This is a genomic window from Rivularia sp. PCC 7116, assembly GCF_000316665.1.
Lineage (GTDB): Bacteria > Cyanobacteriota > Cyanobacteriia > Cyanobacteriales > Nostocaceae > Rivularia.
On sequence record NC_019678.1, the window covers coordinates 4,892,007 to 4,904,795 of the forward strand.

Here is a 12,789-nt window from a genome sequence, read left to right on the forward strand (position 1 = left end):
ATATTCTAATTACTAATCAACAGCGAGCAGTGAAAAATTACCAATTACCAATTACCAATTACCTATGCCTAATGCCCAATACCCTATACCCAATTACTAATTTTAAATTTATATTATGACTCAAGAATCAAAATCATTTCGAGATAACGAAACGGGGTTAACCGAATGGGAAACCAGGATGGCAAAGCTGGTAGGTTTAGATGAATCTATTCCCGCAGATATAGAAGGTGAACCAATATCTAACGATGTCAATCCTCAATCAGAAGATGAACCAACTGCCAACGCTACCGTACAACCGCTTTCTGCAAATCCATTCGCCAAAGCAGGTTTAGTTGGTGCCGGTACTTTAGCTGTCGTCATGTTTGCAGGGGGATTTTTATCTCAAATAATGAGCAATGACAGTCCACAAGTGACACAAAATGCGATTCGCAGCACAACCCCACCAGCAGCCAAAGCAAAACCCCGTATCGAACAGTTACAAGAAGAAGTTGAAGGATTAAAAACGAAGCTGGCACTTTCCGAGCAACTTGAAACAGTAAAAGCTGCACAGCAAAAGTTGAGGATGGTTAAACCCGCATCAAAGGCAACTATTGCAGTTAAACCGACTCCCTCACCAAGAGCGCGTATTCCTCGTAATTTATCTATAACAAGGATTCCTCGCCCACCTCAACCACCGCAAGTACGTGTTGTTGAAGTACCGAAAATAGTCAAAGTTGAGCGAGTAGTTAACGCACCGCAACCCAAACCACAGCCTCAAAAAATTGCAAAAGCAGCACCAAAGCCAATACCGGTACTGCCTCAAATGGTACCACCACCGGAACCTCCAGCCCTCACACCCCAACAGCCATTAGTAGAAATTGAACCACCGCCACAACCCAACCCCATGCAAGAATGGGCGAGGTTAGCAAAATTGGGTAGTTACGGACAAGTATCTTTCGGTGAAAATCGGACTGTTCGCAATCAAACATCTCCGACTAGAATTGAAGCCCCTAGAAAAGTTGAAGAGAGAGCAACCACAACCAATATACAAAGGCAAACTCCAACCCCTATAGCTCGGCGATCGCCAAGAAGAAACTCTAAAACTATTCCCGTAGGTAGCAGTGCCACAGCCGTATTAGCTACACCAGTATATGGTGAAACTACTAGGTCTTCGCGTCCTTCGCGTCGAAGAGAAAACGAAAACGAAGACAATAACGTTTACGTAGTGCGCTTGAAAAAATCATTAAAAGCAGCAGACGGAACCACAGCATTAGCCGCAGGAAGTCAAATATTTGCGAAAGTTGATTCTATTTCTGAAAGCGGATTGATACAGCTAGGGATAGTCAAAATCATGACGCGAGAAAAAGGTGAGGTTGTAGAAAAGAACGTACCACAAAATGCATTAGTGATTCGCGGTAACAAAGGCAAGCCGTTAATGGCCAAACAATATCGCAACAACCGTTCATCAATAGCTCGTAGAGATGCAGTCTCATTTTTAGCAGGTGGAGTTGGTAAAGCAGCAGAATATATCAACCGGACTGAATCCGAAGTTGTTACCGGCGAAAACGGAACAGTAGCCGTCACAAATGTCAACCGCGACCCAAGTTTAGCAGCCGGTATATTAGAAGGCGGTACAAAAACCGTAGTGCCGCAAATATCCCGTCGCAATCAACGAGCCATTTCTCAAATGTCCCGGAGAACAAATATTTGGTATTTACCAGAAGGTAAAAAAGTCGAAGTATTTGTCAATCAAGAAGTACAAATTTGATTGGTAATTGGGCATTGGGCATTGGGCATTGGGCATTGGGCATGGGGGATTGGTAATTGGTAATAATTATTCTTCCCCCTCTTCCGCCTCTTCCCCTTCTCCCCCCTCTCTTTCTTCTCCCTATGTTTCTCTATCTATGAAAAAAAGATTTCGCCTCTCCCTTGGCTCTTTAATTTTCTCTGCCACAAGTATATTCACCGCAGGTGCTGTTTTTGCTAATAATGCGGTTTTGCGTTCAATATTTTCCTGTCAAGCTCAAGGTTTGGGTGGTGCTATTCCGACTGTAAAAGTATGGTATCAACAAGGTACAAATTTAAGCTTTATACCAGCAGGAGAAACTATAAAAAAAGTTTGGTTGGATGACCCATCACAAGTTACCCTAGATTTTGATGGCCCAATGTGCGTACAATTTGGTCAAGAGGCTGATACCGGAGACTGCGAAGACTCCGCAGCCAACGTAATTCACCTCAGAAGAATCCAAAAACTTGATATTCCTGGACTTCCAGATACTAACAATACACTGTTAACGGTAATTACAGAAGGCAACGGCAAAAAAAGACTCTACGCATTCAGAGTGCTTTATCAAGAAGGAAGTCCCGAATATAATACTTTAGCAGTATTTGCAGACCCTCCTAATTTTGGAGAAACACCTTGTGTAAGAGTTGAATAGTGAGTGGTTATCAGTGAACAGTGAGCAGTGAGCAGTGAACAGTTATCACCAATTACCAATTACCAATTACCAATTACCTTTCTCTCCCATACCCAAACCCCAATTCCTAATGCCCCTAACACCCAAGACAACCAATCACCCCAACGCACATATAAAGTTTGAGTTTGTCTTCGGTAAATAGTTTCTGCGTGAGTTTCGTAGGTGTCATGTCCTGATATCCACAAAGTTTTACCGTGGGGATTGACAAATGCAGAATATCCAGTATTGGTGGCTCTTGCTGCCCATCTATCGTTTTCAATGGCTCTCATAATATCCTGGGCGTGATGTTGAAATTGCATTGCTGCACTGTAAGGATCGTTATTGGAAGCCGTAATAATGAATTCCCCACCCGTAGCGGTTTGATTGCGAAATTGTTCGGCGAAGGCTGAACCATAACAAATGCCGACGGTAGCATTACCAAAAGGTGTTTTCACAATTTGGTTGGATTTTCCCGGTATTTGTCTGGCTGTTACCGGAGATAATCTGTTAATAATATCGCCTAAAATATTTTCAAAGGGGATGTATTCTCCCAAAGGTACTAACTTCTCTTTGTCGTAGCGGCTATAAACTTCACCAGATCCAGTAAAAGTTAGCAAACTATTGGTATACCTATCTTTCCCTTGACGTTTATAGCCACCAATCCAAGCTAAAACATTTTTTTGCCGTACTGCTGCAATCACCGAACTTTGAATAATTTCATCTTCAAAAAACGGTAAGGCACCTTCCGGAGTTAAAACTGCTTGTACATCCTGATTCGCTAATTTTAAGTAACCCCCAGTATAGTTTCGCATAATACGTCTGCTTCCTTGGGGCTTAAACTTGATTCTATTAGGAATATTCCCTTGAATTATCCCTATTTTTAAAGCAGCTTGAGGTATTTGAGAAAGGGGACGAGAATACAAACCAAAACCAATTAAATGTAGGGAAACGAATAACGCGATCGCAATTGTTGCCAATCGCTGAAAACTTATACCCTCTTGACTCTGCCGCTGAACAAAACGAGTATTTAAAGCTTCTGCTAGCAAACCGTTAACTGCAATTATTGCAGCATTTACCGCTGTTGGCCCCGAAATTTGACCTAAATGTAAAGCTACCAAATTATGCGGTGATTGTGTGTAAGAAATCGAACTCCACCATAAAGGTCCCGCGCTCCAAATTCTTTCTAAAATGCACCAAATAGCTGTACCAATCAGTACGCGAATCAAGCTATTTTGAGTTGAAAATAATTTTATTAGCTTAGACCAAAGCATGACTAATATACCTCCCCAAAAGGAGATAAACAGCCAGCAAAATACAACTATTGCAATGCTTCCCAACCAGGGAACACCCAACCAAGTTAGGGGATGAAGCCCGGTAATCCAATACAAAGCCGTACCATGATAGCCGAAACCCCACAACAATGAAGGTAGGAGAGAGGAAGATTTACTTTTATGTTTCGGGATAGCTACTATTAACCATAGGGGAATCATCGCAAACCAGGCTAAAAACCAAGCCTCCACAGGAGCAACGGTTAACCCCATAGCGATTCCACTTGCTAAAGCAATTATCAGTTTTGAGTTACGATTTATAGATTTAGTAAAAATATTCGGCTTCATAAATAGAGTTTAGACTAAAGATTACAGCAGATTGCAGCCTTAAATGATTTCGGATTGCTATAAATATTAATCCTTTGTATTGCATCCTATCAGTCTAAACTCAAGTCATTAATTTTTGAAATTATAATTTCAACTATCTAAATTGCATTAATTCATACTTTTAATCCAACCTAATATTTAATTATCCAACCATTCAACTAATCCTAAAGAATTAACGGCACCTAAGAAATGAGCGCCAATAATAGTGACATCAGCAAGTATCAGCAGTAAATCGATAGAGCGTACAACCGTTTCGGGATTATAAACTGCAACTCCTTGAGGTTGAGCTAAAGTTTTTCCTAAAACAGCTATTACTGCTCCTTCAGATGCTAAGAAACCCAATCCGATTCCCAGCAGACTAGTAACTAAACCGATACGTAAAATTTTAATTACTTCTTCTTTTTTCGGATGTAAATTGCTATCTGGCAACTGTAAACGCTTAGCTAAACGAGTATAACGATAAGCCCAAAATACTCGGAAACCGACTGCAATTACACCACATACTGCTAAAAATATGCCAAATCCAATAAAAGCGCTATTAATTTCGCTAAAATTGCGACTAAACATTACTAATAGCAACAAAATTCCAGCGGCTACACCTAGAAGCAAATGTGCCCAGAAACTGATTCTACCAAATAGACGAAAGACACCAGCAAATTCTTGTTTACTTGGTGAAGACGAAGGTAATTTTGTTCGCATAAATATTTTCTCCTTTTATAAATAAATTTATAAGTTTCTATACAATTTATTATTTGATTTTCTACTAGTTTATGCCCTGGTATTTATGCAATTCTTCTTTCAAAAGGTAGATAATATTCTCAACCTTACGTTATATTAATTCCGGTTGCACCGAAATGATAAAAAACCCCAGAGAACGCAGAGGAAGAATAAAATAGAAAAAAATCTAAATAATTCCGATATAAACGGCAACAATATTATATTAGCTTCGTTGTTATATCAGCTTCGTTTTGCAACAATTGCAAATTACATAAACTCAGCTAATTACTGACTATATATTGAAGTTTTGAACAGTTGTTGATTACCAATTACCAACTACCAATTACCAATTAGATAAAATATAAAAAAGGAGTTTTCATCTCGCATGAAAACCCCTATTTCGATAAAAAACTATTTACCCTGCTAGAAATTCAACTGAAAAATTTATTTCTCTAAAGAATCAGGTAAAGCAGAAGGATATATAGTGTTAACTACTAATACAGGCTTCTCTTTATATTCTGCTTCTAACTTAGTTTTGACACCATCATCCCAGGTGAATCCATATTCTTTCTCTAAATCTGCAACTACAAATTTCCTTAATGTACCTGTAGCTACAACCGTCTCACCCTTTTTCACGTTCTTTTTGTATGGAACCACATCCTTATTATTTGGTACCAAAACTAATAAATCCTCAGCACCAATTAACTTTTCCTCATCAAGAGTAAATACACCATCACCCGTGACATTTTCAATTTCACCAGGTACTGCAATTACTTTATTGTAATACTCGTCAGGGCTAGTTGTAATTTGACCGGGCTTTGGTGCTAATGCAATTGACTGAGCAACAATTGCTGCTTTACCCTCGAACTTTTCATAATCTTTTGAGTTAAGCTTCAACTTATACTCATTGTTAAAATCAGCACTAGCAAACTTCTTAACTTCACCGGTGATTTGCAATTCTGTACCTTCAGGAAGCTCTTGAGCTTCTCCTGATGCATTTACAACTAAGATAGTATCTCCACCAAAAAAGTCATCATCGGTAACGGCAAAGGTGGTAGGACTAATTTTGTTGATAGCGTTACTTCTGATTGTTACGCTCTTACCAACTAGTTTACTAGTTTTATCAGCAACTTCCTCAGCAGTTACGTTTTCTGCTTCTTGCTGGGTGGTTTCTCCTGGTGCGCTTGCTTCAGGTTGATTCTCTGCACAAGCTGGAAGAATCAAAGCACTTAAAGCTAAGGCTAAAGCTTTTGAACGAAATCCGTATGCCATGAAAAATCACTCCCTAATTTAGTATCTATTTAATAATTGCAGTTAGCAATGTTGCTAAAGTGCATTGCCTGAAATGTGAAGTCGCAACATTTTTTTCAATTTATTTCTATCCTCCTCACACTGCTTATCTTCGGCTTTATTAACGAATGGCAGCTATATATAAAACGTTTTTCTATATTAGATAGGCGACATTTCACAACATTTCAGACATTTAGCTCTGTCAAGAATAAAACATAAAAACTCGATTGACTTCTATCTTAAGAAAGAGGGAAAAAATGAATCAAAAATAAATATTTTAAAAGTCAGTTTATTTTTGATTTTTAAGTCTTGTAAATATTCAAAAAGTCATATTGCTGAAAAATGCAATAGTTATTCTCATAAAAATTACAGTGATGCATATTTGTCAATACCTTAAAGAAATAATTTAAAATATATCTTTAGATAGGTTAGAAAAACATATATTTACTATGACTTATTCTTAACCCTTGCCAAAGCATTTAATAGTTCGCTCGCACTAAAAGGCTTCGATAGAAAAGCTTGAAAAATATTACCATTGGCTTCCGCTAAAGTTTCATTAGAAAGCAATCCGCTCATTGCAATAATTTTGACCTGCGGATTAATTTGCTGTAACGTGCGGATGGCTGTTTCGCCGTCCATTAAGGGCATCATTATATCGATTAAAACGATATTAATTTCTTTTTTTCGCTGCACATAAATTGCAAGAGCTTCAATCCCATCTTTGGCGGTAATTACGCGGAAATTATAGGTTTCAAGGGTTGTTTTAATAATTTCACAAATTCCTGCTTCATCATCTACAACTAAAATTAATTCATTATTCCCACTAGGAAACTGTTTATTTTCTGGTATTACTGAAGCCTTGTCCTCTATACTTGGTAGATAAACTTTAAACTGAGTGTACGAGTCTATTTTGCTCGATACTTCAATAAAACCACCGTGGTTTTTAACAATACCTAAAACCGTCGATAAACCTAATCCCGTACCTTCTCCTACCTGTTTGGTAGTAAAAAATGGGTCAAAAATTCTATCTATTATTTGTGGAGAAATACCAATTCCAGTGTCAGCAATAGTAACCAAGACATAAGAGCCAACTTGTGCCTCGATATTCATTTTGGCATAACTTTCATCAATAAATTTATTTTCTGCTTCAATGCTTAAAGTTCCTCCCTCGGGCATGGAATCTCGGGCATTTACGACTAAATTCATAAATACCTGATGCAGTTGGGTTGCGTCTGCCGAAACTGTCCATAAATCTCTCGGTAAATTCCTTTCGATGGTGATGCTTTTAGGAAATGTGCCCTTAGCAAACTGCTCGATATCTTTTAGTAAATGCTTAACTTGCAATACCGTGCGCTTACCTTCGTTACCGCGAGCAAAAGACAAAACCTGTTTGACTAAATTAGCCCCTCGCTTGGTATTAGCTTCTAACATTTGCAGCATTTCTTTAGAAGTGTCGTCAACATGCCCGAGTTTTAGCGGTAATAATTGAGCGATCGCTAAAATTGGTGTGAGCATATTATTCAAATCGTGAGCAATACCGCTTGCTAAGGTACCGAGGCTTTCCAAGCGTTGAGCGCGGAGAAACTGGCTTTCAAGTAGTTTTTTCTCGGTGATATCGGTGTCTACAGTCAAAATTGATTTTGGGTTTCCGGCTTCGTCGCTTACCAAAGTCCAGCGGCTAGCAACCGTAATTTCTCTACCCTGCTTGGTAATTTTATGTAATTCACCTTGCCACGAACCGCTGCGTCCAACTTCCTGCAAAGCTTCGGTTAACTCTTGAGTTACTTCCTTGTATAAAAGCTCATCGGCTTTTTTCCCCACAGCTTCATCTGCCGTCCAACCATACATCCGCTCGGCACTTTGGTTGCAGTATAAAATTTCTCCTGCTACACTTCTTAATAAAATTGCGTCTGTAGCAACATCAAGCAATACCGCCTGCTGAGCTATTTTTTCTTCTGCCTGTTTGCGCTCGGTTATATCTATGCAAGAACCAATATAGCCGACAAAATTTTCATCTGCATCAAATCTAGGAGTACCTTTATCCAAAACCCAGCGATATTCGCCATGCTTATTTTGCAGACGATACTCCATGGAAAATGCTTGACGAGCATCAAAAGAATTAACATAAATTTCTATGCAGCGCTGTCTATCATCTGGATGAACCCCTTGTGTCCAACCATTACCGAGTTCATGTTCTAAAGTTTTTCCAGTAAATTCCAGCCACTTAGCATTAAAGTAGTGGTAAAGTTTATCACAGCCAGACATCCAAATCATTACAGGGGCTGTATCTGCCATTATACGGAATCTTTCTTCGCTTTCTCGTAAAGCCGCTTCTGCTTGTTTGTATTCAGTAACATCTTTAGAAATACCGTAAAAACGAACAATATTTCCTTTCTCATCTTTTTCTACTTTTCCACAAGAAAATGCATAACCGATGGAGCCATCCGAACATATAAATCGGAATTCGGTTTCATAAGGAATACCTTTTTCAATCGCATTTAAAGTTAACTTATTTATTCTTTCTCTATCCGCAGGATGAATAAATTGACTAATAGTTGCGACATTAGGTTTAGAATTACCTTTGTTGCGATTGGTAAATCTATATAACTCTCTAGACCACCATGATTCATTTTTAGCTAAATCCCAAGACCAACTGCCAATTTTAGCTATTCTCTCGGCTTCTTGCAGCAAATCTTCAGTTTGACGTAACTTTTCTTCAGCTTGTTTGCGTTTAGTAATATCTCTAATTACAGCTAACAAACCAATTTGCTCGCCGCGATGATTTTTTAAAAGACTAACTGATAATTCGACGTAAATTTCTTCTCCATTTTTCTTAACGTGAATATTTTCTCCTTGCCACCAAGCACTTCTAGATAAACTTTCTTTCGCAAATTGCCTATCTTCTTCCTTCAGCCAGCGATATTGATAAACATCTTTTAAACTACGTCCGATAAAATCCGCAGCTTTGATATTATATTGCTGCTCGGCTCTTTGATTTAAATAGATAATTTTATGCTCCTTATCGACAGCAATAACCGCATCGCTGACGTGAGCTAAAATATTTGCATCAAATTTAATTTGGGCTTCTGCAGCCCGAATATGATTAATGTCTGGCTTGCCATTAGCATCCGCATGTTTTATTGTGTGGATAATTCGCTCGTGTTCATCCACAAAGAATTGTAATAAGTTTTTCTCTTCAATAATTCCCAGCAAATTATCTTCCTCATCCACAATTGGTAAGTGAGAAATTTCATGCTCGCGGATTATTTTTAATGCTGTCAATATATTTTGATTTGCAGTTTTTTTTAAGCTGATTACTTGCCTTATCATTACCTGAGATACCGGCATAGTCGATAAATCTTTTCCAGAAACAGCAATTCTGAGAGCCACTTCTTGAGTGAATATTCCCACTAAGCGGCATTCATCAATCACTAATATGCAACTGGGCTTTTCTTCATCTCCATAACTTATATTCAGCATTAAAGTAATTGCATCGTTTACCAAAGTATCGGGTGCAACTTTTAGATAATAAGTCTCAATAACCCGATTTAGCGACAGTAAATCATTCAAACTGGTAATAGATGACATAATTACAATGCCTTGTAAAAAAAAATCAGGCAGTCAGACTATATATACTGTACGTACTGTATATATTATGTTTTTAACTCAGTAGATGGCGGAAAGAACCTGTTTTACCGATTTTATCTAAACAAAAAATTATTGATTCTTTCTTTTTAAAATTAGTTATATTAATATCTTAACAATTTTTTAAGTATTTCGCACTCAACAATCAATTGTAGAGACACAATATTTAAAGTGCCTCTACACTAACTAACTTCAAATAACTTAAACTCAACGCAAAACTTCAGCTTTTTCTGCTCTTTCTTCATGTATTTCCTTAAAATCGGCAATTTTCCCTTGTACTATAAATACCGAACAATGAGCATGATGAAGTACGTAATTGCTAACACTACCCATTATAAATTCGCTGATTCCCCGACGACCCCGGCGACCGATTACAATTACATCAGCCTCCCAATTTCGAGCAATATCGCAAATCATTCGAGATGGTTCGCCAATGTTCTGAGAAAATTCTGCTTTTACTCCTAATTCAGTTGCTTGCTTGCACATAAAATGCAGCCAATTTAATCTATCTTTTTTGAGATTCTCCCAGTCATTTGCATATTTACTATTATTTATTTGTAATTCTGGATAAAGAATAGTTGGTTGCAGAAACAAAGGGTCAATATATTGCTCGTCGAGGGGAGATAAAACATGTAAAACCATTAATTTAGCATCTGTTGCTTTCGCTAAATATACAGCTTCATCAAACACATGCTGACTCATAGATAAGCTATCAATGGCTACAATAATTTTTTTCAGCATATGGATTAATCTCCACTTAAGTGCTAATAGATCCTTTATAGTCGAAGAATATGAGGATTTTGTGAGGATCGAGTTTTAATTAATCGCACTCAGGATAGAAAACATCGATTGTATTTTGCTCACAAGTTCCTCAAACTTGTTTTATATACTTGTAAAATCAATGTTTCAGGGATTCCCATGCCAAAACATTGTTCGCACCTTCGAGATAATCGCAAATAATTAATAGAGGTTTAAAAAGCAATTATGAATTACTGTCCTTGCTGTAAAGATACGCTTTTATCTCACATTAGCCATAATCATGTTTACTGGTTTTGTCCGAGTTGCTGGCAAGAAATGCCTGTATCCGCTTTGCCCAATTCTCATAGTTTAACAGCATCAATATCGGAAAAACTATCCATAAATCTTCAAAAAATAGAAAATCCGAGCTTAAATATCAGTCAATCTTCTACTAATGATTCCGAACTCGCTACCTCATCAGTTTAATAATTTAATGAAGCAGGTAGTACTATCAAATAATCTTTTTCAATTTCATTTTCACCAACCACTCTCTTCAACTGCAAGCTACTTAGTACAGACTTGTGGTGAGATTTTCTTAAATTTCCCCTTATAAGGGGGACTTTGACTTAAGTCCCCTTTTTTTAGGTAGTTAAGAAACATAAAACGCCGTGAAACGTCAAAGGTATTAAATAAATAAATATATCAGTTAAATGCGTCGCAGCTTATTTTCGAGATACGAAAGAGTAGATTATTTGAATTTTAATAAATATAAAGAATAGTTGAGAACCATTAAGTAAAGCAAAGCGCTATCAGCTAAATATTTTAATATTAAAATTAATTAAATCTCATTATCTTAATCCTTTTCCGCTTTGCTAAAAGCTATAGGGATGAAAATATTGATAGTAGAAGATGACCAATATGTTGCAAAAGTAGTGAGCCTAATTTTGGCTCATCAAAATTATGTGACTGAAATTGCTTACGATGGAGAAGAAGCTTGGGAATTTATCAAAATTTTTGATTACGATTTAATTCTCTTAGATATTACTTTACCTAAGCTCGATGGTATTAGTCTGTGCAAACAGATACGCTCCAACGGTTTGCAAATACCAATCATGTTGTTAACAGCGCGCAATTGTCCCCATGAAAAGGCTGTAGCTTTGGATGCTGGGGCAGATGATTACATGGTAAAACCTTTTGATGAAGAAGAATTAACTGCCCGTATCCGCGCTCTTTTACGTAGGGGTAAAATAAAATCTTTACCTATTCTAAAATATGGTTTTTTACAGCTTGACCCCAGACGCTATGAAGTAACTTATAAAAAACAACTAATTTCTTTAACTCCCAAAGAATACGCCCTATTAGAGTTATTTTTAAGAAATACTCACCGTATATTCAGTTGCAGAATGATTTTAGAACATCTTTGGTCTTATGAAGACACTCCTACCGAAGAAGCTGTAAGAACTCATATTAAAGGATTGCGAATGAAGTTAAGAAATGCGGGTGTCCCTCGCAACACAATTGAAACAGTTTATGGTATCGGCTATCGCTTGAATCCAATTGTTAAATCTACTGGTTGAAATATTTTTATGTACATTTTTTACCTCACCCCGCCCTCCAGGCACCCCTCTCCTTATAAAGGAGAGGGAAAAAAGGTCTGGTTAACAATTAACAGTTAACTAAACCTATCTTCCTAGATAACGGCTAGCCATTCCCATAGCGTCGGAAATATCAACATCACCATCACCGTCAGCATCGAGGAAGCTATTAAGAACCGAATTTCCACTAGACTGACGATTTTGAGAATTAGTACCCGACTGTAAAAATTGCAGTACCAAAGGAACCAACATTGGCAGCATTTGTTGAGCCTTAGTCATATCTAAGCCAGTACGTTGAGCAATTTCCTGCACTACCTGTTGCTGCATAGCTCCAGAGAAAAGTGTATTAACAGCTTGAGAATTGGGGGAAGTACCGCTAAATTGGTCTACTATAGATTGAGCTTGCTGTTCGCCTTCGTTAACTCGCTTTTGTTGCAAAGAAGAACGAACAAAGTTACCTACAACACTCATAGCAGATTGCATTGTCGAAGAGTTAGTCCCGGCATTACCACTCAACTGCTGTACGGTATTAAGGATACCGCCAATATCATCCATACTGCCTAATGTCTCGGGATTGTTAACTGCATTCAGAACTTGATCGAATAATCCCATAACCTGATATCTCCTTATTTATATTTCCTGTTGAAAAATTGTTACACGTTCAACAAGTGCCTTCACGTTTATATTAGAAAAAAATCATGTAAATAGGGAATT

Annotated in this window: 9 protein-coding genes and 1 pseudogene; 4 read left to right on the top strand and 6 right to left on the bottom strand. The window is 37.6% G+C overall.

The features are described from left to right. Positions 1-115: 115 nt before the first annotated feature. Together RIV7116_RS18980 and RIV7116_RS18985 are read left to right on the top strand one after the other, a co-directional pair. Entirely contained in the window at positions 116-1,747 is a 1,632-nt protein-coding gene (locus tag RIV7116_RS18980) for a TrbI/VirB10 family protein (RefSeq protein ID WP_015119930.1), read from the top strand. A gap of 136 nt (positions 1,748-1,883) precedes the next feature. Next, entirely contained in the window at positions 1,884-2,417 is a 534-nt protein-coding gene (locus RIV7116_RS18985) for a hypothetical protein (protein ID WP_015119931.1), read from the top strand. A 59-nt stretch (positions 2,418-2,476) separates the two neighbouring features. On the opposite strand, the gene lnt is transcribed toward RIV7116_RS18985, so the two are convergent. From lnt to RIV7116_RS19010, 5 genes are all read right to left on the bottom strand, one after another. Next, a complete protein-coding gene (gene lnt, locus RIV7116_RS18990) occupies positions 2,477-4,051 on the bottom strand; it encodes an apolipoprotein N-acyltransferase (RefSeq protein ID WP_015119932.1) in 1,575 nt (524 codons plus the stop codon). A 177-nt stretch (positions 4,052-4,228) separates the two neighbouring features. Further along, positions 4,229-4,789 carry a DUF3611 family protein gene (locus RIV7116_RS18995; RefSeq protein ID WP_015119933.1) on the bottom strand — a complete coding sequence of 187 codons (561 nt, stop codon included), beginning with the start codon at positions 4,787-4,789 and terminating at the stop codon, positions 4,229-4,231. 462 nt (positions 4,790-5,251) lie between these two features. Next, entirely contained in the window at positions 5,252-6,079 is an 828-nt protein-coding gene (locus RIV7116_RS19000; RefSeq protein WP_015119934.1) for a hypothetical protein, read from the bottom strand. Positions 6,080-6,544: 465 nt separating this feature from the next. Next, positions 6,545-9,685, bottom strand: coding sequence for a PAS domain S-box protein (locus RIV7116_RS19005; RefSeq protein ID WP_015119935.1), 3,141 nt, complete (start codon positions 9,683-9,685; stop codon positions 6,545-6,547). A 264-nt stretch (positions 9,686-9,949) separates the two neighbouring features. Continuing rightward, positions 9,950-10,483: a universal stress protein gene (locus RIV7116_RS19010; RefSeq protein WP_015119936.1), complete on the bottom strand. Its 534-nt coding sequence runs from the start codon at positions 10,481-10,483 to the stop codon at positions 9,950-9,952. Between the two features lie 243 nt (positions 10,484-10,726). On the opposite strand from RIV7116_RS19010, the gene RIV7116_RS35035 reads away from it, so the two are divergent. Both RIV7116_RS35035 and RIV7116_RS19015 read left to right on the top strand, forming a co-directional pair. Beyond that, positions 10,727-10,966, top strand: coding sequence for a hypothetical protein (locus RIV7116_RS35035; RefSeq protein WP_015119937.1), 240 nt, complete (start codon positions 10,727-10,729; stop codon positions 10,964-10,966). Positions 10,967-11,367: 401 nt separating this feature from the next. Next, positions 11,368-12,036 (top strand): annotated as a pseudogene (locus RIV7116_RS19015) (response regulator transcription factor); the annotation flags it as partial. Positions 12,037-12,162: 126 nt separating this feature from the next. Here RIV7116_RS19015 and RIV7116_RS19020 read toward each other — a convergent pair. Next, on the bottom strand, positions 12,163-12,687 hold the full coding sequence (locus RIV7116_RS19020) for a DUF937 domain-containing protein (protein ID WP_015119939.1): 525 nt from the start codon (positions 12,685-12,687) through the stop codon (positions 12,163-12,165). Between the last annotated feature and the right edge of the window lie 102 nt (positions 12,688-12,789).